Here is a 21,992-nt window from a genome sequence, read left to right on the forward strand (position 1 = left end):
CTTCGCCGTGTGCGCCACATCCTTGGCTGCAGACGTTGCCTGTCCTGCCACGTCAGAGGCCTCCGCCTTTGCCGCATCGGTTTTCGAACCGCCGGCGGGACCGGGCGTCGGGGCAGTAGTGAAGTCGTCCTCGACCGTGGCGGCGCCGTAGGGATCCGTGACGGCCGGGTTGGGGGTCTGGGGCCATTGGTTCTCTGTCATCGGGCTCTCTTTCCTCAAGTCAGCTGGCGATTAAGAACCAGCAAAGCTGGCTGTTTAGTAAGCAAGGTTACTAATTAGATAGTAAGCACACTTCCCTTTTGGTCCGCAAGGGGGCTGGCGTGGACTTTCTAAAAAAGGGCCGCCGGACACGCTAAAAGGGACGTCCGTCCGGCCTTTTGGGGGGAGGGGCAATGACTTCACTTGCGACGATGATGCTAAGCATGCTTATTGTAGGTAGGTAGCGATGAAGGGCGATCCCCGCTTTGCCACCTACAGGAAGGCCACGGCCCGATGACCAGCAATCTTGATCCGGATGCCCGGAACAGCTATCGACTGATCACCCTGGCGGCGCGTTTGGTCCAACGGCGGCAGGATGAAGCACTGGCTCCGCTGGGGCTGACCCGAGCCGCAGTCATCGCCCTGGAAGGACTGTCCGGCGGACCCTTGAACCAGGAAAGGCTTGCTGATGCCATCCGTGTCCAAAGCCAGACCTTGGGCAGGGTCCTCACCCGGCTGGAAGCCGCGGGACAGATCACCAGGACGCGGCAGGCCTCAGACCGTCGCCAGTTGAAGGTCGAATTGACCGAAGTCGGAATCGCGGCGCTGGAAGCAGCGCGGCAGGCTGAAGTGGATGCCTACCCGGATGACCCGGATATCGGCTGGACGGTGCTGCGCGAAGAACTGGCCAAGTTCATCCGGGCCGCACCGGCGAGCAGGAACTCGGACGTGGTTCCCTTTGCCCCGCCGCAGCACAGGGCCGGCCATGAGCGGACCCCGCACGGGACGCAGGCTCCTGAGCGGTCCTCACGGGACCGGACGGTCCACGACCGGAAGGGTCACGGGCCTCCCGCCACGGGAGGACTGCACGGGCTCGATCAGTCGCAATAACAGGGCCCGGAAGGCTGGCGTAGGGTGGTGCCGCCGGGTGTCGCTAGGCTGCGCAGGCGTCCTGCAGCGCCTGGACCGACTCGGCCGGCACCTGGTCTCCGGCCTCGGCTATCTCACCCAACGGCGTCGTGATGTCCGTGGGGACTCCGGCAGTGCGTGCGGCGGAAACCAATCCGGCCAGCACCTGCTTGTCCTGCACGCTCACCAGGCCGTCCTGGACCACGGCGCAGATCTGCTTGTTGACCTCGTCCGCAGCCGCTGTGGCGACCTTCGATGCAGCATCGTTGGCTGCATCCGTAGCAGCCTCCTCCACGGCGCCGCAGCCGGCGAGGAGAAGCAGGAGCGGGGGGCGGACAGGGCTGCGAAGCGACGTTTCATGTCTCCAGCCTAGCCGCCGCCGTCGTCACGGCCTGGCGCGTTCCGGGTTTCAGCGTCCGCTGGCAGCGGGAACGCCGAGGATGCCGTCCAGCAGGACGTTCCGGAACTTTCCCTCAGGATCATGGGCCGAGGCGAGCGACCGGAAGCCCGCGAAGCGCGGGTACAGCTGCTCCCAATCGAACTGCGACGTCGTGAAGAGTTTGCCCCAGTGGGGCCTGGCGCCGAAGGGGCGCAGCAGGTCCTCGAGTTCCGGGAGGAGCGCTTCGACGTCCGCCTGCAGCGGCTTCCACGTGAAGTGCAGGGCCACGCTTTGCTGCCGGTAGAACGGGCTGAGCCAGAACTCATCGGCCGCCCCGGTCCGGATTTCCGAGATGAACAGCAGCGGCGCCAACCGGTCCGCCAGGGTGCGAACGGCCTCGATGGCGGCCGGGGCGTGTTCCAGTGGCAGGATGTACTCGCTCTGCAGCTCCTCTCCGTTGCTGGGCGTGAACTCGTGGCGGAAATGAGGCAGCCTGTCCAGCCACGGACCGGCCTGGTCCAGCTGCTGCGTGCAGTTCTCCGCGGACATGTCCGGCAGCGGATGCCGTGGACGGGTGGCGGAGGTGGCGCCGAAAAGCTCAGCCAGCGGAGGTTCGGAGTCGAGGGCCTTGAGCCAGACCTGGCTGACCGCATCACCCGCGTAGGTGGTGAAGAGGCTCACGCTGTAGGCGGCGGATACCAGGGCATCAAAGTTTGCCAGTGCTGCGTCCCACGGCATGTCTTCGAGGACGCGTTGCCGCATCCGGAAGCTGGGCCGGGTGGAGAGTTCGACGGCGGTGACGACACCCAGGGCACCAAGGCCCACCACGCTGGCCAGGAAGACGTCCCCGTCAGCGCGGGCCAGGGTGAGGACGTCCCCGGACGGCCGGACCAGCTCGATGGACTGCACCTCGCCCGCGAGGGACTGGTTGTTGACGCCGGAGCCGTGCGTCCCGGTCTGGATGGCCCCGGCCACCGAGATGTGGGGGAGGGATGCCAGGTTGTGAATGGCAAGGCCTGACCGTTCAAGCGCCCGGCACAGTTCGCCATAGCTGACGCCCCCGCTGACCCGGACGGTTTGCCGTTCGCTGTCCGGCTCGATGCTGTGCGGCAGGCCGTCCAAGAGGATGTGCAGTCCCTCGGTGTCGCCCACCCGGTTGAAGGAGTGCCGCGAGCCCAGCGCCTTGACCCGGGGCGCCGCCGCAACCAGGCCGGCGAGCTCGTCCACCGATCCTGGCCGGTGCACGGCGGACGACGCGTATTCGAGGTTTCCTGCCCAGTTCTTCAATGATGTGGCTCTCCGGTCGGGTTTGTGGCTTCATCCACAGTCAGCGCTAACAAATGGAGGTGTCAAGGCACTTCCACAGGGTGGCGCATCGATTTCCAACGTTGTAGTTTGGCCGGATGACTATCGCCCCCACGCCGCCCATGGGCTGGAACAGCTGGGACTGCTACGGCACGTCCGTCACCGAGGCTGAAGTGCTGGCCAACGCCGACTTCATGGCCCAGCACCTCCTTCCGCACGGCTGGGACACAGTGGTGGTGGACATCCAGTGGTACGAACCGGCTGCGCGGGCCGGCGGATACAACCACGGTGCCCGGTTGGAACTCGACCGGTACGGGCGGCCGCTCCCTGCCGTCAACAGGTTTCCCTCGGCGGCCGGCGGGCTGGGGTTCAAGCCGCTGGCCGACCGGATCCATGCCCTGGGGCTGAAATTCGGCCTGCACATCATGCGCGGCATTCCCCGACAGGCTGTCCTCGAGCGGCTCCCGGTGGAAGGAACAGCAGCCACCGCAGACCAGATCGCGGACACCGTCTCCGTCTGCAGCTGGAATGCGGACAACTACGGCCTTGACCACAGCCAGCCCGCAGCCCAGGCCTACTACGACTCCCAGCTGCGGCTTTTCGCCGCCTGGGGCGTGGACTTCGTCAAGGCCGACGACATGCTGGGCCCCTACTTCGACGCGGAAATTGCCGCCTACCGGAAGGCCATGGACCGCTGCGGCCGGGACATGGTCCTCAGCCTTTCGCCGGGCAGGGCGCTGTCGCTTTCGCGGCTGGACCACCTGCGGGCCAACGCCACCATGTGGCGGGTCTCCGACGACCTCTGGGACGTATGGGAAGACGTGGAAGCGCAGTTCGCCCGCATGGCCCGCTGGGCACCCCACCAGCGGCCGGGCGGCTGGGCGGACGCAGACATGCTGCCGGTGGGGCGGATAGCGCAGCGGGCCGAACGCGGCGCGGAACGGCTCAGCCGCCTCACCGCCGACGAGCAGCGCACCATGCTCTCGCTCTGGTGCATCGCCCGGTCCCCGCTCATGATCGGCTGTGACCTTCCGTCCTCACCCCCTGAGACCCTGGACCTGCTGACCAACACGGACCTGCTGGCGGCCCACCGGACCGGTTCCAACAGCCGCGAGCTGCTCCGCGACGGGGACCTGGTGGTCTGGGCAGCGGAAAGCACGACGTCGGAGGACCGGTACGCGGCATGCTTCAACACCGGGACTGCCGGCTTGGTCCGTTCCCTGCCGCTCGCGGACCTGGGCCTCCCGCAGCGCGGCGGCTGGCAGGTGCGGGAGGCCTGGAGCGGCTCCAGCGCCGGAATCTCGGCTGTTGACTGGATACCGGCACTGGAGGTGGATCTTCCCGCCCACGGGGTGGGCTTCTACACGTTCTCCCGGGCCTGACTCCCATTCCTGACTCCCGGGCCTGACAGCCGGCCCGCCGCACGCTTTGCGGTGCGCACCTCAGTCCGCCCAATGACCGGGCCGTGCCAGCACCTGCGGCAGCCGCGTGCCCCCGTTGCCCCGGGCTGAGGTGACCTGCGACTGGGTGAGGAAGAGCGCACCGGCCAGGTCGGCGTCGTCGAGCCTTGCATCCCGCAGGTCGGCACCGAGCAGGTCCACTGCTGTGAGGTCCGTGCCCCGGAGGTCCGTGCCAATCAGCAGTGCGTTACGAAGGTCCGCCCCGCACAGCTGTAACCCGCGCAGCCCGGCACCGGCAAGGTCCGCGCCAGGGCGCAGGCGGGTGGCCGGGCCGTCGTCGTCCGTCAAGTAGCCTGCCCGGACCTCCTCGCTGACCGTCCGCAGGAGCCGTGCGGTGCTGTGGTGCAGGGCCTCCACATCGAGGTCCAGGACTGCCTGCGCGTCGCCGGCCGCGGCGTCCTCGAGCGTCACCCGAAGGTGCTGCACATCTGCGGCAGTGTCCGGGCTGTAGGTCCGCCGGTGGGCTTCGGCCAGGTGCCAGAGCATCTCGTGAAGCTGTTTGACCACCCGGAAGGCCCCAAACATGGCCGGCTGTGATGCAGGGTCCTCCCGCCAGCTGATCCCGGCAAAGAGGCCCTGGCTGACCGACTGGCCGGCACCGAAGCAGTCGAAGACCGTGCAGCCACGGAACCCGCGGGGCCTGAGCCTGTTGTGGATGGTGCAGGAGAAGTCGGTAGCCAGGTTGTGGCATTCGGCAGCGGGTGGCTTGTCGATGGCGAAATCCGCCGAGCGGGTGAAGCCGAAGGCGGTGCAGCAGAGCGCGAAGCAGTTGGAGCAGTCAGGCCGGAGGGTGTCCTGCGTGAGGAGGGGTGTGCCGTGTGGCTGGATGTTCATGGGGTCTCCCGATGATGGTTCCGATAAGGGTGCCGGGGGAGGGGAACCCACAACGGGGTTCCCCTCCATGGCACGCGGAATCACCGCCCCCGTTATGGCCGAGGGCCGGAGCGACGGGCGAAGGCTTCGGAAGCTGTGGATCACAGGCAGGAAATGAAAATCACTGCGTCCAGAATAGCTGTTGGGTCCAGGTCCGGGGCAGGGCTATTCGACGTCTCCTTCGGACGTGGTGCGCGGCGGTGGTACGCGCCGGTTTCCGGTGGCTTCGAAGGCTGCGGCGAGGCGCAGCAGTTCCGTGTCACTGTAGGCCCGGCCGGCGATGGTCAGTCCCACCGGCATGCCGATGTCCGCGGCCAACCCCATGGGAACCGTGACGGTGGGGATGCCCAGGTGGCGCGGGACCAGGTTGCCGTTGGACACCCAGACGCCGTTGCGCCAGGCCAGATCGGCGGAATCCTCGTTTTTGTCTGCGTCGGCGGGGCCAACGTCCGCTGCGGCGGGAAACACCACGGCATCCAGGCCCAGCCGGTCCATCCACTGCTCCAGGTCCGTGCGGCGGGTCTCTTCCAGGCCCTCCAGCCCGGCGCGCAGGTGCGGGATCTCCGCCAGGACCGGTGCGCCATTTTCGCGGATCCACGCCGGATAGTCGCTGATGTCGTCATCGAAGCCGTCGTACCTGTCGGGCAGGGAACCATCGGGTGCCGGGAAGATGTTTGAGCCCTTGACGTCGGCCAGCCGGTTCAACCGGGGGTCGCCGTTGGCGTCCAGGAAGTCGTTCCATGCCCAGGCTGAGAGGTCGACGATTTCGCGGCGGAGGTAGTCCGTGGACACCAGGCCGCGGGTGGCGATGGTTGGCTTGCCGGGCCGGTCGCCCTCGTAGTTGGAAACCACGGGGAAGTCCACCTCCACAACTTCCGCGCCGGCGGCTTCGAGGTCGCGGCGGGCAGCGTTCCACAGAGCGATGATGGAGCCGCGGGTGTCGATGCGCTGGCCGGTGGGTCCGCCGATTCCCGGGTTCGGTGCCGTGCCGGCGTCAGGGTCGGCGTTGATGTACATCCTGGGGATGCCGAACCGCTTTCCGGCGAGCACGCCTGCCGCGGCTGTGGGGTCCGGCACGGAGAGGTCCACGTACGACGGCGGCCGGACAGCGGATGCCTTGGGTATCGGAATCCACGGCTGGACACGCCAGAAGTCGCCCCGGGTTTCGGTGTCGTCAGCCACCACCACGTCCAGGACCTCCAGGAGGTCTGCCATGGTGCGGGCGTGGGGCACCACCACGTCCATGGTCGGCACCAGGGGCCAGTTGCCGCGCACGGAGATGACGCCGCGGGAGGGTGTGTAGGCGCACAATGCATTGTTGGACGCCGGGGCACGGCCTGAAGACCAGGTCTCCTCCGCAAGCCCGAAGGCCGCGAAGCTTGCAGCCGTGGCTGTGCCGGATCCGTTGGAGGATCCCGATGCGAAGGCTGCGGTGAGGTAGTCAGCGTTATAGGGGCTCTCGGCACGGCCGTATACGCCGCGCTGCATACCTCCGTTGGCCATGGGCGGCATGTTGGTCAGGCCGATCAGCACGGCTCCGCCGGCGCGGAGCCTCTCGATGGTGAAGGCGTCCCGCTGCGCCACCAGGTCCTTGAACGCAGGTGAGCCGGCGGCCACCGTCAGGCCGCGGGCCTGGTAGCTGTCCTTGGCGGTGTAGGGGATTCCGTCCAGCGGGCCGAGCAGGGAACCATCAGTCCGCCGCCGGTCCGAGGCCCGCGCCTCTTCCAGCGCGTCCGGATTCATCACCACCACGGCGTTCAGGCATATGCCGTTTGAGTCATACTTCTCTATCCGCGCCAGGTATGCGCCGACAAGCTCCTCGCTGGTGGTTTCGCCCCTCTCCAAGGCGCCGCGGAGCGTGACGATACCGGCCTCGACCACATTGAACGGGCTCATGATGAGGCGCTTTTTCGGGGTGCCGGCTGCTGCTGGGTGATGCAGTGGATGCCGCCGCCGAAGGCGAAGATGTCCCGGGCGTCCACGAGTTCCACCGTCCGTCCCGGGTAGGCGCGTTCCAGGATGCCCTGTGCAATGGCGTCGTTGGGATCGCCGAACGCGCACAGCACCACCACGTTGTTGGCGACGTAATGGTTGATGTAAGACCAGTCCACGTATCCGTCCTCATCCGAGAGGACGGTGGGCGCCGGAACGTCGATAATGCGCAGGGGCCGGCCCTGGGCGTCTAGTTGGCCCTGCAGGACGGCCTTCAACTGAAGGTAGACGGCATGGTCCGGGTGGTCCGGGTTGTCCTGCCGGTGCAGCAGGATGGTGCCGGGCCCGGCGAAGGCGGCCACGATGTCCACATGGCCGCGGGTGCCGAACTCGTCGTAGTCCCTGGTGAGTCCGCGGGGTAGCCAGATTGCCTTGGTGGTACCGAGGGCGGCGTGGATCTCAGCCTCCACCGATTCCTTGGTGGCTCCGGGGTTCCGTCCGGGATCCAGTTGGACCGTTTCGGTGAGCAGCACCGTCCCTTCGCCGTCCACGTGGAACCCGCCGCCCTCGTTGACCAGCGAACTGGAGCGGGCGGGGACTTCGGCTTGCGCTGCCACCGCAGAGGCCACCTTCCGGTCCTGGTCCCAGGCAGCCCACTCCTGCGCACCCCAGCCGTTGAAAACCCAGTCGACGGCAGCCAGCGAACCGTCCGGGTGGTGCACGAAACTGGGGCCGCTGTCCCGGATCCAGGCGTCGTCCAGCGGAATCTCCACCACCGCGATGCCGCTGCCGAGCCACTCGCGGGCTGCCGTGGCATCCCGGGGATCGGCCACCACGGTGACGGGTTCATACTTGGCAATGGTCCGGGCCACGCTGGTCCATGCCGCGCGTGCGCGGTCCAGGGTGGGGCTCCCCGCCGGCCCGAAGGTGTCATTGGGTGGCGGGAAGGCCATCCAGGTCTGCGCGTGGTCAACCCACTCAGCCGGCATGACACCGGAGGCGGCTGCCCGGTCAGCCGGGGTTGCTTGAGCGGGGGCGGCGCTGGCTCCGTCAAGAGAGGCGTAAATGAATGTCATTCATTTAGTATGAGGAGTGCAGCCCGGCCGCGCAAGGGTCCTGGCCAAAATGACGCGCAGGAAAGCTGCGCGGCAGCCCGGTACGCGGGCGCCGGCGGAGGGCAGGCAGAGCTTGGGGCCTCAGCTTCCCGTCGAGCCCACGGCTGCCACGATGGCCTTGCCCAGTTCGTCCGGCTTGGTGAACTGTGGCCAGTGGCCGGTGGGCAGGTCCACGTACTCCACGTCCTTCATCCGGCCCAGTTCAGCAACGAAGGGGTGCCCTCCAGCGATCCACTCGTGCATCATCGCGGAAGGAAACTCGCAGGCAATGACGGTGGCCGGCACGTCATAGCGCCGCTCGTCGTGGAGGTGCTGCTGGTCAAAGGCCACGCCCTTGGGCTGCGGGATTGCCCGGGCGCGGAACTGTTCCCGCAACGCGTCGTCGAGGTCAACCAGGTCGGCGTCTTCGAATCCTTCCCAGGGCGGGAGCGGAACGTCGTGGCCGTCCGTCTCCAGTTCGTCATTGATCACCCCGCCCTCGCCAAGGGGACCACTGTCCACGTAAATGGCCCGCGCCACGCGATCCGGCCGGGAATCGACGACGCCATGGATGATGGCGCCACCGCCGGAGTGGCCCACCAGCACCACTTTTCCGTCGAAGCCATCCACTGCCGCCGCCACGGCGTCGATGTGGTCACGCAGGCCGATCCCCGCCCGGTTGGCGTCTTTCGACTCCAGCCCGGGCAGGGTGAGGGGAACGGGGCGGTGCCCGGCAGCTTCAAGCGCCGGCACCACCCCGTCCCAGGAAGAAGCGTCAAGCCAGAATCCGGGAACGAGGATGATGTCCATGACCGCACCCTACTCCCCGTCTATGACAACCAGGCAGGGAGGCCGGGGGCACCGGGCGTCAGCGGCTGCCCTTGCGCCGCTTGCCCCGCCCGGTGCCGCCGGCCTTCTCCTGCTTCTCGGCCACTTCACGCTCCGCCCACCGCTGCGACTTGCCCACGGACACCACCTTCTGGTGCCACTCGCGGTAGTAGGCCCGCTGGGCCGCGACGTCGGACCGCCTCGCCAGGGCCGCCAGTTCCCGCTGCATCTTCAGGTAGGAGTTCCAGCGGCGCTCCGACAGGACACCGTCGTCGATGGCCTCCCGGACGGCGCACCCCGGCTCATTGCCGTGCCCGCAATCGCTGAACCGGCACGTCCCGGCCAGCTCTTCCACGTCGCCGAACATTTCGCCCAGCCCGTCCTCGGCGTCGAACAGCCCGAACCCGCGGACGCCCGGGGTGTCCATCAGCACGGTGCCGTTGGCCAGCGGCACCAGTTCCCGGGAGGTGGTGGTGTGCTTGCCCTTGAAGTCGCCGGTCCGGACCTCGCCGGTGTGCTGGACTTCCCGGCCCACCAGCGCGTTGATGAGCGTGGACTTGCCGGCGCCGGAGGGCCCCAGCAGCACGATGGTGCCGCCGGCCGGGATGTTCGCCAGCAGTTCGTCGATCCCGTCGCCGTTTTCGGCCGAGGTGGTGACCACCTCCACGCCCGCCGCCTGCAGGATGACCTTCCCGACGACGTCGTCCGCCACCTGCGCAAGGTCCGCCTTGGTGATGATCACCAGGGGAGTGGCGCCTGAGTCCCACGCCGCCACGAGCGTCCGCTCGAGCCGGTTGTGCGTGAGGGGCCGGTCCACGGGAACCACCACCCCCACCGTGTCCATATTCGCCGCCAGGACCTGCTCGGCGGATGAGTCCTCGAAGGCGCGTTTGCGGCTGAGTTCAGACCGGCGTGGAAGGACGGCCAGGATCTGCCGGTCACCGGCCCGGTTGGGCCCGATCCAGACCCAGTCGCCGGTGACGGCAGCCTCACCGGTTAGTGGATAGGGGAGGTGGAGCATCCCGTCGGCCACCGCCACGAGCAGCAGGTTGCGGTCCACGCGGACCACCCGCCCGTGTCCGGTGCCCTCGGGGCAGGGATGGTCCTCGAAATATCGGGCGACGGCGGCCGTGTAGCCGAAACCGGTCGGACCGTCGGTTGCTTGGTGGGTGGTGATGGTGCTGTCCAGGGCGTTGCCTGAAGAAGTGTTCAAGGTAATTTCCTCGGGAGAATGTCCCGGTGCACCGGCGCGCGTCAGGCGCTGGCGGTGCAGGCGGGGAAAGGGGTTGGGTTGATGGTTGCGGGGCGCCCAAGGCGCGCGGCAAATGCAGTCATCAAAACCACCTCCAATCCCTCGAAAGGTTCCCGTCCCCCTGCCGGGAACGGCAGGGCGGAACCGGGACCCACTTTAGCGGCGTCCGCCGTCGGGGGCTAGGGCCTGGCACAAAAAAGGTGCGGCCCCCCGAGAAGGGGGCCGCACCATTGGTGCTGGAACGCCGGTCAGGCGCTGGTGGCGTCCTGCACCTCGCCCACCAGCTCTTCGATGATGTCCTCGAGGAACAGCATGCCGGTGGTGGTTCCCCCGGCGTCGGACACCCGGGCCACGTGGGCGCCGGTGCGGCGCATGGCCGCGAGGGCGTCCTCAAGCTCGGAGCCTGCGAAGGCCGAGGCGAGCCGCCGGATCCGCTTGGCGGGCACCGGCCGGGCGAACTTCTCCGCCGTGGTGAGGTCCATGACGTCCTTGAGGTGGAGGTAGCCCGCAGGCTCGCGCTTGCTGTCCGTGACGATGTAGCGGGAGTACCCGTGCCGGGCCACGGCCTGCTGGATGTCGGCCGGGGTGGCCGTTTCCGGGAGCAGCACGATGTCCTTCAGCGGAACCTGGACGTCGGCCACCGTCTTGGCAGTGAACTCGAACGCATTGCTCAGGGCGCCGGTGGTGTCCTTCAGCATGCCGTCGCGGGTGGACTGCTCCACGATGTTGGCCACCTCGTCCAGGGTGTAGGCGCTGGTGGCCTCATCCTTGGGTTCCACCTTGAACAGGCGCAGGATGCCGTTGGCGATCCCGTTAAGCGTCCAGATCACGGGCTTGAAGATCCGTGCCACAACTACCAGCGGCGGGGCAAGGATCAGCGCAGCGCGCGTGGGGACCGAGAACGAAATGTTCTTGGGCACCATCTCGCCCAGCACAACGTGCAGGAAGGTCACCAGCAGCAGCGCCACGATGAACGCGATGATGCTGATGGCCTCATAGGACAGGGACGTCAGGCCCAGCGGGATTTCCAGGAGATGGTGGATGGCCGGCTCGGAGACGTTCAGGATGATCAGCGAACAGACCGTGATGCCCAGCTGGCTGGTGGCCAGCATGAGCGTTGCGTGCTCCATGGCCCACAGCGTGGTTTTGGCGGCTTTGCTGCCCGCTTCCGCCTTGGGTTCGATCTGCGACCGGCGGGCCGAGATCACAGCGAACTCGGCGCCGACGAAGAAGCCGTTCACCACCAGGAGCACGGCCAGCCAGATGATGCCGGGAAGATATTCACTCATGGGTCAGCTCCCGGGTGATGTTGTCCACGATCCTGTCGTGCGGGCTTAGCGGTGCGTCGCCGGATTCGGCGGGCGTGAAGCGGAGCCGCTCCACGCGGGTCTCCAGCGCGCGCTCCACACGGAGCGTGCCGCCGTCGACCTCCACTTCATCTCCGAGCTCGGGCAGCCGGTCCAGCTGGTCCGTCACGAAGCCGGCAACGGTGTCGTACTCACCGTCCGGCACTCGGATGCCGGTGCGGTCCAGGAGTTCGTCCGGGCGCAGCGCGGCGTCGAAGGTGATGGAGCGGCCGGTGCGGACCACGCCCACGCGGGCACGGTCATGCTCGTCCTCCAGTTCACCCACGATCTCCTCCACCAGGTCCTCCAGCGTGACGATCCCGGCGGTGCCGCCGTGCTCGTCGGAGACGATGGCCACCTGCAGCCCCTGCTTGCGGAGCAGGTTCAGGAGAGTGTCAACGCCCATGGATTCGGGAACGCGGAGCGGTTCAATCATGAGGTCGCCGGCGGTAGTGCCGGCGCGGTCGGACAGGGCGAGGGCAAACGCCTGCTTTACGTGCAGGACGCCTACCACGTCGTCACGGTCCCGGCCGATGACCGGGAAGCGGGAGTATCCGGTGGACTTCGCCAGGCTGACAATGTCCTCTGCCGTGTCCTCGGTACCCACAGCGGTCATCCGGACACGCGGCGTCATGACATCCACCGCGCTGTGTTCGGTAAAGCGGAGCGTCCGGTGCAGCAGCGTGGCATGGTCCAGGTCAAGGACGCCTTCGAGGGCGGAGCGGCGAACCAGGGAGCTCAGCTCTTCCGCGCTCCGGGCGCCGGACAGTTCTTCCTTGGGTTCGATGCCGAAGCCGCGGATGATCTTGTTGGCGGTGTTGTTGAAGAGCAGGATCACTGGCTTGAAGACCGTGGTGAAGAGCGCCTGGAACGGCACTACCACCTTGGCAGTGGCCAGCGGCACGGCCAGGGCAAAGTTCTTCGGGACCAGTTCGCCGATCACCATGGAGAAGATGGTGGCCAGGAAAATACCCGCCACGGATCCGATGGCCGGCACCAGTGGTTCAGGCAGGCCCGCGGACGTCAGCGGCCCGCTGAGCATCCGGCTGATGGCGGGCTCGAACGTGTAACCGGTGAGGAGCGTGGTGAGGGTGATGCCCAGCTGTGCACCCGAAAGGTGGGTGGACGTGATCTTGAGGGCTTTGATGGTGGGCGCGAGGCGTTTCTCGCCGCGGGCCTGGCGGGCTTCGAGGTCGTGCCGGTCCAGGTTCACCAGGGCGAACTCGGAGGCTACGAAGAAGCCGGTGCCGACGGTCAGGACCAGGCCGATGCCCAGCATGATCCATTCATACATTGGGGCGCCCCTCTCCTGTGGTGGCCGGTGATCCGGTCAGATGGCAGAGGGGCCAGGGCATATGTGAAGGAGGGTCGTCCATAGTGCTTTTAACTGTACGGGACGGCCGGAAGTTCCCGCATCCCTCAGCCGCGCATTTCCAGCGCCCGCTTCTGGCGGCCCGAGATGGACGAGACGTAACCGCAGTTGGTGCAGGTGATGCGGAATTTCCGGGATGTGGTGAACACCGGGATGAAGAACAGCGTGAACTTGGTGGCCCGCTCAACCAGTGCGTGGTGTACGTGGGCGCGGCAGTGCTGGCACGTACCGGGCCTGCCGGGGAGGGCTTTGTCCACTGTCTTAAAGCCAAAGAGGAGGAGCAAGGCGGGCCTTTCTGGTGGCTTGCACGGGTGATCCGGCAGCATCTTCCACACTAGGCGGTCCGCACACGTTCGTCATGGCGTGGTGGGTGGGTGCGGGCCCGCCGGGGCGGTGCGATACTTGGGGCAGTTAGGGTTTCGGCGTTTGGGGGACTTTCGGAGACATGGTTCTGGATACGGCGACCCTTCGGATAGCATTCGGCCTCATGGCCCTGGTGCTGGTGGTGCTGTTCTACTTCTCGGCGTACCGGGTAACGCGCTCGCCGTACAGCGGCTGGTGGTGCGTGGCACTGATCTTCTTCCTGGGCGGCTCAGGGTGTTTCCTGCTGGACGGGACGCCGCACCAGGTCTGGGCCAACCCCGTGGGCAACGTGCTGCTGGTCACCGGCGGTGTGGCCGTCTGGGCAGGTGCCCGGTCCCTGCGTACCGTCCGCCCGCCCATGTGGGCCTTCGCGGGCCTTCCCCTGGCAACACTGGTGGCGTCGGTCCTGGACAGTCCGGCCACCAACACCTGGTCCGGCGGAACAGTATTCCTGGCCGCCATGAGCATCAGCATCGGGTTGGCCTCACGTGAACTGTGGCGCCTGGAACCGGGGTACTCCAGGGTCCGGATCCCCATGGCAGTCTCCGCCGGCGGCCTGGCCGTCTATTACTTCTTCCGCTGGCTGGCCTTCGTCCTGGAAGGCCAGGACGGGCGCACCTTCGTCACCGTGTTTGGGTCCGCCGTCACCACGCTGGTAACCATGGTGCTCCTCGTGGTGGTGTCCTTCAGCATGGCTGCCCTGAGCAGCGAGCAGCAGACGCGGGCCCTGCGCGTGGTGGCCTCGCGCGACGACCTCACCGGGCTCCTGAACCGGAAAGCCTTCCTGGACCTGGCCGCCGAACAGTTGGCGGACCGGGCCATCACCGGCGCTTCCGGGGCCCTGATCCTGGCTGACCTGGACCACTTCAAATCCGTCAACGACACCTACGGCCACGCGGCAGGGGACGTGGCGCTTCGCCGTTTCGCGGACGCCTGCATCGCCACGGTACGGACCACCGACCTGGTGGGGCGTTACGGCGGCGAGGAATTCGTCCTCCTGATGCCCGGGGCCAGCCCCGAACGGGCAGAGCTGGTGGCCTCCGAGATCAGCCGCCGCCTCGCCGCGGACGCCCGCCTGGACGGGGTGGAGATGCCCACGGCGAGTTACGGGATTTCAACGTACGACGCCGGGACCTCCCAGGTGGACCACCTCATCGCCGCAGCGGACGCGGCTTTGTACACGGCCAAGTCCCTGGGCCGGAACCGGAGCGCCCGCAGCGACGGGCGCGTTTAGGCGTTGCCCTCCGCGCCCTGCTCCGGCGGGGCGGCGGTCAGGGGGACCGGCGACGGCCTGGCAACGGTGCTCCGCACCTCCGTGGCGGCCCCAGTCCGTGCAGCCTCCAGCAGCGATTCCATGACATCCAGGACGTGGAACGCCAGTTCGCCTCCGGCCCGCGGCTCGCTGCCGGGAGGGGTGGCCGCCAGGTCCGCGATCCCGAAGCCGCGGCCCGCCCCCACGTAGCCGGCTGACACCGGAAGCACCTCCCAGTCCGCTGCACCGAGCGTGAAAAGCTCCACGTCGCCGTCGAACCTGTTGGGATCCGGAACCACCAGCGAGCCGCGCTCTCCGTGGACCTCCAAGTTGGGGCTTTTGGTGCGAACGGCGTCGAAGCTCATCACCAGCGTGGAGATGGCGCCGCCGGCGTGCGTCAGCGTCCCGGTGACGTGCGAGTCCACCTGGACGGGAACGGCTTCGCCAGCGCGGGGGCCGGAGCCGATGGTGCGCTGGTCCCTGGTGTGGCTGGCGGCGCCGGTCACGGAAACCACGGGACCCAGCAGGGTCACCAGCGCTGTGACGTAGTACGGGCCCATGTCCAGCAGCGGGCCGCCGCCGGGCTGGTAGTAGAAGTCCGGGTTGGGGTGCCAGCGCTCGTGTCCCGGGGTGGCCATCACGGCGGTGGCGGCGACGGGGGTGCCAATCAGGCCGTCGTCGATCGCCTTTCGCGCGGTCTGGATTCCGGTGCCCAGGACCGTGTCCGGAGCGCAGCCCACGACGACGCCGGCCGCTTTCGCCGCGTCCAGGACCTCCCGGGCCTCCTTGGTGCTCGCGGCCAGCGGCTTTTCGCCGTACACGGCCTTCCCGGCGGCAATGGCCTGCAGCGCGATGTCCGCGTGGGCGGCGGGAATGGTGAGATTCAGGACGAGGCCGACGGCGGGATCAGCCAGCAGTTCGTCCACGGTCAGGGCGCGCACGTCTTCGCAGGAGTCCGCCACAGCCTGCGCGCGGGAAAGGTCCAGGTCCGCGACGGCGGTGAGCCGGACGTTCGGCAGGCGGCGGAAGCTCGCCAGGTACTGGGCGCTGATGGCGCCGCAGCCGATGATGCCGACGGTGATGGCGGTGCCTGCGGTCAGCGGCTGGCCCACAACAGCCCCCTCTCCACGATGGTGCGGACGCTGGTGTCCTCCAGGATTTCCACGCGGTGGCCGGGGGTGCACACGAAGATCTTTCCCGCGCCCCACTGGCGGGTCCAGATGGCCGGTGAGGTGACCTCGCGGTGCCACGGATCCCAGGGCCGCACTTTCTGGGCGGTGGTGGCCAGGACGTCGATGTAGTCATCGGCCAGCACCCAGTACTGCTCGGTGACCAGGCCGAAGTCGGGAATGCCGCGGGTGATGGGGTGGTCTGCGGCGGCGGGAAGCATGTTCACGGTGTAGGGAACGTAATTGTCCGCCTGTTCCCCATGGCGCTCGTCCGGATGTTTGCCCGGGTGGCAGGCGAACTGCCCGCCGATCAGGTGCAGGTAGTCGGAGGTATTGCGGTACGAATCTGCGATGCCGCCGTGCCAGCCCGCCAGGCCGGTCCCATTTTCGACGGCGGCCCGCAGGCCTGCGAACTCGTCCTTTTCGATGGTGCTCATGGTCATGCACTGGACGATGAGGTCCACGCCGGCCATGTAGTCCGCATCGGCATAGATCTTGGGGGACTCCTCGATCCGGACGTCGTACCCGTGGTCCTTGAGGAAGGGGATGAACAGGTCTGTTGCTTCGACGGGCTGGTGCCCGTCCCACCCGCCGCGGACCACCAGGGCGTTCTTCGTTCCGGTCATAGGGATATTCCTTTATGTGCAGAGGAGTTGGAGGCTGGGTCTGGTTGGCGGATCTCTTGCCAGCGGGAGGCGTTGCCCGCACTGCCCTCCACCGCTGCGAGGACACGCTGCACCTGCAGGGCGTCATCGAAGGACGGTTCAGGCTGGCGGCCGGCCGCGAGGGCGGTCACCAGGTCCACCACCTGGTGGGTGAAGCCGTGCTCGTAGCCGAGGCCGTGGCCGGTGGGCCACCAGTTGCCCACGTAGGGGTGCTCGGGTTCGGTGACGATGATCCTGCGGAAGCCGGCGTCGGGACCTTCGGCGGCGTCATAGAAGGACAGGACGTTGTTGTCCTCGAAGTCGAAGGCGAGGGAGCCCTCGCTGCCGTTGATCTCCAGCCGCATGGCGTTCCGCCGCCCCAGCGCATAGCGCGTGGCCTCGAAAACCCCCACCGGGCCGCCGTCGAACCTTGCCGTGAAGATCGCCGTGTCGTCGACAGTAACCGCACCCCGGGGCGAGCCGGCGTCGAGGTTTCCATGGCCGCCAAGGCCCACGAGGTCGCCGGCAAGGGGCCGTTCCCGGACGAACGTCTCCATCAGCGCCGACACCCCGGAGATCTCCCTGCCGGTGATCCACTGGGCGGCGTCGATGATGTGGGCGCCGATGTCGCCCAGCGCACCGGAGCCGGACCTGGACTTGTCCAGGCGCCAGGTCATGGGGGCATTTTCGTCGCTGAGCCAGTCCTGGAGGTATTGGGCACGTACATGGCGGATGGTTCCCAGCCTGCCGCCGTCCACCATCCGCTTTGCCAACGCCAGGGCCGGGGTGCGGCGGTAGCTGTAGCCGCACATGGCGTAGACGCCGCGAGTGGCGGCGGTCCGTGCCGCAGCGGCCATGCGTTCAGCCTCCTCCACCGTGTTGGCCAGGGGTTTTTCGCAGAGGACGTGCTTGCCGGCTTCCAGAGCGGCAATGGCAATCTCGGCATGCGTGTCGCCGGGAGTGCAGATGTCGATGAGGTCGATGTCATCCCGCTCGATGAGCCGGCGCCAGTCCGTTTCGGTGGAACTCCAGCCCAGCTTGGCGGCTGCTGCCGCAGCGGCGTCGGCGTTCCTGCCGGCCAGGGCGGTCAGTTCCGGAACCAGCGGAAGGTCGAAGAACCGCGGGGCCGTCCGCCACGCGTGGGAATGAGCGGCGCCCATGAAGGCGTAGCCCGCCATGCCGACGCGCAGCGGGGTGGAGTTTGCCATGTGTGCCTCTTTGCAGCCGTTCGAAAGTTTTCGGTACTATTTCGGGATACTTTGACGCTATTTGGGCTTCACTTCTGGAGTCAAGGCTTTTGATTACCGAAAACTTTCGATCACGGGATGGGATGCGCGGATGGAGAATCGCAGCAGGCTGACCCTCTCGGCGGTGGCGCGGCAGGCCGGTGTTTCGGTTCCCACCGTCTCCAAGGTGATCAACGGCCGGCCGGATGTCGCGGCGGAAACCCGGAAGCGGGTCCTCGCCGTCCTGGAAGAGTCGGGCTACAGGTCGCCGGTGCAGCATCGCCGCTCCCTCGCGGCAGTCCCGGTGGTGGAGGTGGTGGTTGACTCCCTGAATTCCGGTTATACGGCTGAGGTGCTGGCCGGAATCATGGATTCGGCCACCGCTGGCGGCGTGGAGGTGGTGCTGAGCAGCACGGGTTCGCGCGGGGGAGCGCCCAACCCCGAGCAGCGTGCCCAGCGCATCGTGGACCAGGGGCGGTGCGGAATGATCGTGGTGACCTCGGCCTTCGGGGATGCGCCGCTGGACGCCTTCCACCGCCGCGGCGTTCCGGTGGTGGTCATCGATCCGCTGAATCCGCCGTCGGAGCAGGTGGTGAGCGTCGGCTGCACCGACTGGGCCGGCGCCAAGGACGCCACGGCGCATCTTCTGTCGCTGGGGCACCGGCGGATAGCGTTCCTCGGAGGTCCTGAAGCGGTGGAGTGCAGCCAGGCCAGGCTGCACGGCTACCTCGCGGCGCTGCGCTCGCAGGGGATCGCCGCGGAGGACCGGTACGTCCTGGCCGGGGAGTTCAGGTCCGACGACGGAGCGCGGCGGCTCCGCGACCTGCTGCTGCTCGATCCCCCGCCCACAGCAATGGTTGCCGCCAGCGACACCATCGCCTTGGGGGTGATCGCCGAAGCCCTCCGCCAGCAGGTCCGGATCCCGCAGGAACTCAGCGTGGTGGGATTCGATGGCATCAGGCAGGCGGAGGAATCCGTTCCGGCCCTGACCACCGTGGCGCAGCCGCTGCGGGACATCGGCCGGGCGGCCCTCCGGATTATCCTGCGCCAGGTCCAGGGGGAGGTACCGGACTCCCGACGGGTCGAACTGGCCACGAAGCTGGTGGTCCGGGAATCAACGGCGGCCCCTCACGGGGGATAGGCCAGCCCTTCGCCATTCAACTTCCTGGAGCACGAAAGGGCACCCATTGCCTATTCCGGTAATGGGTGCCCGCGTTCGAATACCGCCTTATCCGTAAATCACACGGCACGAAACTCCTGTGGGGAAGAATGCCGTCCCACGCTCAGTGCCGGTATGAAAACCGAAAAGGTTGTAGCGGTCAACGTTGTAAAAAACAAACGTTCCAGATGGCAGGCGCATTAAGGTTCGCAAAATGGTGGTCTACTGCGGCCTGGACATTGTCGCCGGAAGGCGCCGCCGGCGGCGTTTCGGATGCGTGGGCAGGCCCAGCGAGGCCGAGGCTTAGGCCTGCGGAGATTGTCGCTGCCAAAAGAATTTTTCTGATATTCATTTTCCCCCATTTGTGAATCCATACGATTTCGATGGCGGATTGAGCGTAGCAGGGATATTCGGCGCAATTTGGGCTGTTTATGAATTGACGGTCATGATGCATGCTGGTAAATGGTGCGGTCGGCCGTTTTTCATAACATCGAATTGCTGCATGGATCAAGTCAAGCCGCTTTTGCGGAACGTGTTCCCCGGCAATATCGTTGCTGGGTAGATATTTTCTGTTGAGGTGGGGGAATTATGCCGGTCCGAGGCTCTGTCGTGACGTCCGCAGTTACCGCCGTGGCGATGCTGGCGCTGGTGTCATGTACCCCGGATCCGCAGCAGCCGGGCATGGCAATTCTTGACCGGGCAGCTTCAGTAGAAGATGAGGTCCCCGTGTTCGTGGACCTCAAGGGCACGGACCCCTCCACTGTCAGGCTGGCAGCCGATCACGGAGGCTTCCGGTTCTACCTTGCCCGCCCCGACCAGGAGGCGGGATTCTGCCTGATCCAGGTTGCGGACGCGGGCAAGGACCGGTGGGGTTCGGCGTGCGCAACGGACGACGGCCCGGTGCTGACCACCAATCTTCTGGGGTACGGCAGCGAGGCGGCGGTGGTGGCCGATGGCGAGGATACCGGGGACCTGGTGGGCCAGGGTTATGCCCTGATCCAGGACAACATCCTCGTCCGGCGCTGACACACGCCCCTGCGCGCCGGCCGTGCACCGTATGACCGGAGGGATCAGGAGCCGAGGTGCCCGCTGAGGCGGCGGTGGAATCCGGTGCTGCGTTCATCGAGGCCTTGAATCGCCACCGTGGCCCCGTGGTCGGCGTACTTCGTTTCGATGGAGTCGAGGGCGGCGACGGTGGAGGCGTCCCAAATCTGGGCATGGCTGAGGTCGATGGTCACTGACGCCGGGTCGTCGGCGTACGCAAAGTGTTCCACGAGGTCGTTGCTGCTGCCGAAGAAGAGCGGTCCCACCACGTCGTAGCGGACGCTGTCACCGTCGTCCGCCACTTTCCGGTCCACGCTGATGACGTGGGCCACCCGGCGCGCGAACAGCACCATGGCGAGGACCACGCCCACCAGGACGCCGTAGGCAAGGTTCCCGGTGAACACCACGACGGCCACCGTGACGCCCATGACGAGGGTTTCCGGCAGCGGCATCCGCTTCAGGGTGGACGGCTTGACGCTGTGCCAGTCGACGGTGGTGACGGCCACCACCATCATTACGGCGGCGAGGGCCACCATGGGAATCTGGCCCATGATCGAGCTGAGCCCCGTTACCAGCGCCAGCAGGAACACCCCTGCCACCACCGTCGAGATGCGGGTGCGGGCCTGCCCGGTCTTCACGTTCAGCACTGTCTGCCCGATCATCGCGCACCCGGCGATGCCGCCATAGAAACCGGCAAGGATGTTCGAGACGCCCAGCGCCCAGGACTCGCGGCCCTTGTGCGACGGGGTGTCGGTGATGTCGTCCACGAGTTTTGCGGTGAGGAGCGTTTCCATGAGCCCCACGAAGGCCACGCTCAGTGCGGTGGGCAGGATCAGCTGGAAGGTCTCAACGTTCACCGGGAAGAGGAACGGCGTAAAGCCGGGAAGCTTGCCTGTGAGGGGCCCCTCGTCGGAGACGTTTGGAACCCCGAGGCCGGCAATGATCGCGATTGCGGTCACGACGACGATCGCCACCAGCGGCGACGGGACCACCTTCGTGAACCGCGGAAGGATGAAAATGATCGCGAAAGTCAGGGCGAACAGGGCATAGGCGAGCCACGGGACGTTGAGGACGTGCGGCACCTGCGCCATGAAGATCAGCACACCCAGGGCATTCACGAACCCGATCATCACCGAGCGGGGAATGAACCGCATCAGGCGGGCGAGGCCTGCCAGGCCAAAGACCACCTGGATAACGCCGGCCAGGAGAACAGTCGGCAGGACGTACTGCACGCCGTGCTCGTGCACCAGTGGGGCTATGACCAGTGCCACGGAACCGGCTGCTGCGGTGACCACTCCCGGCCGGCCGCCAAGGATGGACATCGCCAGGGCCAGCACGATGGAGGCGACAAGGCTCACCATCGGGTCGACTCCCGCGACGATTGAGAAGGAGATGACCTCAGGGACCAGCGCGAGCGTTGTGACCATCCCGGCGAGGACCTCGCGGGACAGCTGCCGTGGGGAGCGCAGGGCGGTCATCACGGTGACGGGTTGCCGGAAAGGGCGAGGGCGGTCGGCGACGGCCAAGGAGCGGCTCCAGGGACTCGGCTCTGTTGGGGGAGAGCGGTGGGGAACGTTTCTGCGCCACACTGCGCACGGGTCCAGCCCGGTCATGGAAGACAATGGGTGGAGAAGGAATGCACCGGCAACGTCCGGGTGCGTGGGCAACACTACCCTAACGTGAGGGTTGACCAGGGTTGGTGACGTGATGGTGAAAGAAATGACCGCCGAAGAAGTGGTGGCAACGATGCACATCGGCGAGCTCGCGGACCGGTCGCAGATGTCGTTGCGGACCATCCGGCACTACGACGAGGTGGGCCTGCTCAAACCGTCGGGCCGGACCGAAGGCGGCTTCCGGCTCTACACCGAACGCGACTTCACCCGCCTGCTGGTGATCCGCCGGATGAAGCCACTGGGATTCACCCTTGAGGCCATGGCTGAGCTCCTGCGGGTCATTGACGCGCTGGAGGCTTTCGAGCCCGGCCAGGATGACACCGCCATCAGATCAGAGCTGAACACCTTCATTGAGGAGGCCGCGCGGCGCCGCGCCAAGCTGGAGGAACAGCTCGGCATGGCCGATGAGTTCCTGGCACTCCTTCACGCGCAGTAAGGACTTTGCGAAAACTGTGGGCAGCCTCCCTGCCGCAGACCGGAGAAGCAGCAAAGCCGGCTGATAAAATGGGCGGGT

The 21,992-nt window shown here is 67.0% G+C and carries 20 protein-coding genes and 2 pseudogenes; 6 read left to right on the top strand and 16 right to left on the bottom strand.

Annotated features, from left to right (window positions below):
• Window positions 1–201, bottom strand: a pseudogene (locus ACFV4R_RS02720) (hypothetical protein); the annotation flags it as partial.
• A gap of 291 nt (window positions 202–492) precedes the next feature.
• On the opposite strand from ACFV4R_RS02720, the gene ACFV4R_RS02725 reads away from it, so the two are divergent.
• On the top strand, window positions 493–1,089 hold the full coding sequence (locus ACFV4R_RS02725; protein WP_377200917.1) for a MarR family winged helix-turn-helix transcriptional regulator: 597 nt from the start codon (window positions 493–495) through the stop codon (window positions 1,087–1,089).
• 43 nt (window positions 1,090–1,132) lie between these two features.
• Here the strand turns inward: ACFV4R_RS02725 and ACFV4R_RS02730 are convergent.
• Window positions 1,133–1,467 (bottom strand): annotated as a pseudogene (locus ACFV4R_RS02730) (hypothetical protein).
• Window positions 1,468–1,516: 49 nt separating this feature from the next.
• Window positions 1,517–2,773, bottom strand: a complete 1,257-nt coding sequence (locus ACFV4R_RS02735; protein WP_377200918.1) for a D-arabinono-1,4-lactone oxidase — start codon at window positions 2,771–2,773, stop codon at window positions 1,517–1,519.
• Between the two features lie 116 nt (window positions 2,774–2,889).
• On the opposite strand from ACFV4R_RS02735, the gene ACFV4R_RS02740 reads away from it, so the two are divergent.
• On the top strand, window positions 2,890–4,173 hold the full coding sequence (locus ACFV4R_RS02740; protein WP_377200919.1) for a glycoside hydrolase family 27 protein: 1,284 nt from the start codon (window positions 2,890–2,892) through the stop codon (window positions 4,171–4,173).
• A 60-nt stretch (window positions 4,174–4,233) separates the two neighbouring features.
• Here the strand turns inward: ACFV4R_RS02740 and ACFV4R_RS02745 are convergent, their stop codons facing one another.
• The 8 genes from ACFV4R_RS02745 to ACFV4R_RS02780 form a co-directional block, all read right to left on the bottom strand.
• Window positions 4,234–5,085, bottom strand: a complete 852-nt coding sequence (locus tag ACFV4R_RS02745; RefSeq protein ID WP_377200920.1) for a pentapeptide repeat-containing protein — start codon at window positions 5,083–5,085, stop codon at window positions 4,234–4,236.
• A gap of 204 nt (window positions 5,086–5,289) precedes the next feature.
• Window positions 5,290–7,020, bottom strand: a complete 1,731-nt coding sequence (locus ACFV4R_RS02750) for an amidase (RefSeq protein ID WP_377200921.1) — start codon at window positions 7,018–7,020, stop codon at window positions 5,290–5,292.
• Window positions 7,017–8,132, bottom strand: a complete 1,116-nt coding sequence (locus ACFV4R_RS02755) for an agmatine/peptidylarginine deiminase (protein ID WP_377200922.1) — start codon at window positions 8,130–8,132, stop codon at window positions 7,017–7,019. Before ACFV4R_RS02755 ends, ACFV4R_RS02750 begins: the two co-directional genes overlap by 4 nt.
• Before the next feature lie 120 nt (window positions 8,133–8,252).
• Window positions 8,253–8,960, bottom strand: coding sequence for an alpha/beta fold hydrolase (locus ACFV4R_RS02760; RefSeq protein WP_377200923.1), 708 nt, complete (start codon window positions 8,958–8,960; stop codon window positions 8,253–8,255).
• Between the two features lie 58 nt (window positions 8,961–9,018).
• Complete coding sequence (gene rsgA, locus ACFV4R_RS02765) at window positions 9,019–10,191, bottom strand: ribosome small subunit-dependent GTPase A (RefSeq protein ID WP_377200924.1); 1,173 nt, start codon at window positions 10,189–10,191, stop codon at window positions 9,019–9,021.
• Window positions 10,192–10,478: 287 nt separating this feature from the next.
• Window positions 10,479–11,519: a hemolysin family protein gene (locus ACFV4R_RS02770; RefSeq protein WP_377200925.1), complete on the bottom strand. Its 1,041-nt coding sequence runs from the start codon at window positions 11,517–11,519 to the stop codon at window positions 10,479–10,481.
• The gene (locus ACFV4R_RS02775; protein WP_377200926.1) at window positions 11,512–12,870 is read right to left on the bottom strand and encodes a hemolysin family protein; all 1,359 of its coding nucleotides are present in this window, start codon (window positions 12,868–12,870) and stop codon (window positions 11,512–11,514) included. Before ACFV4R_RS02775 ends, ACFV4R_RS02770 begins: the two co-directional genes overlap by 8 nt.
• Before the next feature lie 125 nt (window positions 12,871–12,995).
• Window positions 12,996–13,205 (bottom strand): zinc-ribbon domain-containing protein, encoded by a 210-nt coding sequence (locus ACFV4R_RS02780; protein ID WP_377200927.1) that lies wholly within the window; start codon window positions 13,203–13,205, stop codon window positions 12,996–12,998.
• Between the two features lie 188 nt (window positions 13,206–13,393).
• Here ACFV4R_RS02780 and ACFV4R_RS02785 point away from each other — a divergent pair, with 188 nt between their 5' ends.
• On the top strand, window positions 13,394–14,545 hold the full coding sequence (locus ACFV4R_RS02785; RefSeq protein WP_377200928.1) for a diguanylate cyclase: 1,152 nt from the start codon (window positions 13,394–13,396) through the stop codon (window positions 14,543–14,545).
• Here ACFV4R_RS02785 and ACFV4R_RS02790 read toward each other — a convergent pair.
• Genes ACFV4R_RS02790 through ACFV4R_RS02800 form a run of 3 tightly spaced genes read right to left on the bottom strand, consistent with a single transcriptional unit; the run spans window position 14,542 to window position 17,584 of the window.
• Window positions 14,542–15,675, bottom strand: a complete 1,134-nt coding sequence (locus ACFV4R_RS02790) for a Gfo/Idh/MocA family protein (protein WP_377200929.1) — start codon at window positions 15,673–15,675, stop codon at window positions 14,542–14,544. The genes ACFV4R_RS02785 and ACFV4R_RS02790 overlap by 4 nt on opposite strands.
• Window positions 15,660–16,358: a ThuA domain-containing protein gene (locus ACFV4R_RS02795; protein WP_377200930.1), complete on the bottom strand. Its 699-nt coding sequence runs from the start codon at window positions 16,356–16,358 to the stop codon at window positions 15,660–15,662. Before ACFV4R_RS02795 ends, ACFV4R_RS02790 begins: the two co-directional genes overlap by 16 nt.
• Window positions 16,355–17,584, bottom strand: a complete 1,230-nt coding sequence (locus tag ACFV4R_RS02800) for a Gfo/Idh/MocA family protein (protein ID WP_377200931.1) — start codon at window positions 17,582–17,584, stop codon at window positions 16,355–16,357. Before ACFV4R_RS02800 ends, ACFV4R_RS02795 begins: the two co-directional genes overlap by 4 nt.
• Window positions 17,585–17,714: 130 nt before the next feature.
• On the opposite strand from ACFV4R_RS02800, the gene ACFV4R_RS02805 reads away from it, so the two are divergent.
• Window positions 17,715–18,743: a LacI family DNA-binding transcriptional regulator gene (locus tag ACFV4R_RS02805; protein ID WP_377200932.1), complete on the top strand. Its 1,029-nt coding sequence runs from the start codon at window positions 17,715–17,717 to the stop codon at window positions 18,741–18,743.
• Window positions 18,744–18,921: 178 nt separating this feature from the next.
• On the opposite strand, the gene ACFV4R_RS02810 is transcribed toward ACFV4R_RS02805, so the two are convergent.
• The gene (locus tag ACFV4R_RS02810) at window positions 18,922–19,272 is read right to left on the bottom strand and encodes a hypothetical protein (protein ID WP_377200933.1); all 351 of its coding nucleotides are present in this window, start codon (window positions 19,270–19,272) and stop codon (window positions 18,922–18,924) included.
• Between the two features lie 98 nt (window positions 19,273–19,370).
• Here ACFV4R_RS02810 and ACFV4R_RS02815 point away from each other — a divergent pair, with 98 nt between their 5' ends.
• Entirely contained in the window at window positions 19,371–19,787 is a 417-nt protein-coding gene (locus tag ACFV4R_RS02815) for a hypothetical protein (protein WP_377200934.1), read from the top strand.
• 44 nt (window positions 19,788–19,831) lie between these two features.
• Here ACFV4R_RS02815 and ACFV4R_RS02820 read toward each other — a convergent pair whose 3' ends face one another.
• Window positions 19,832–21,283: a SulP family inorganic anion transporter gene (locus tag ACFV4R_RS02820; RefSeq protein ID WP_377200935.1), complete on the bottom strand. Its 1,452-nt coding sequence runs from the start codon at window positions 21,281–21,283 to the stop codon at window positions 19,832–19,834.
• 241 nt (window positions 21,284–21,524) lie between these two features.
• Between ACFV4R_RS02820 and ACFV4R_RS02825 the strand changes: the two genes are divergently transcribed.
• The gene (locus tag ACFV4R_RS02825; protein ID WP_377200936.1) at window positions 21,525–21,914 is read left to right on the top strand and encodes a MerR family transcriptional regulator; all 390 of its coding nucleotides are present in this window, start codon (window positions 21,525–21,527) and stop codon (window positions 21,912–21,914) included.
• Window positions 21,915–21,992 lie beyond the last annotated feature (78 nt).

Origin of the sequence: Pseudarthrobacter sp. NPDC059871, assembly GCF_042731175.1 — a bacterium.
In the GTDB taxonomy this organism is placed as follows: Bacteria; Actinomycetota; Actinomycetes; order Actinomycetales; family Micrococcaceae; genus Arthrobacter.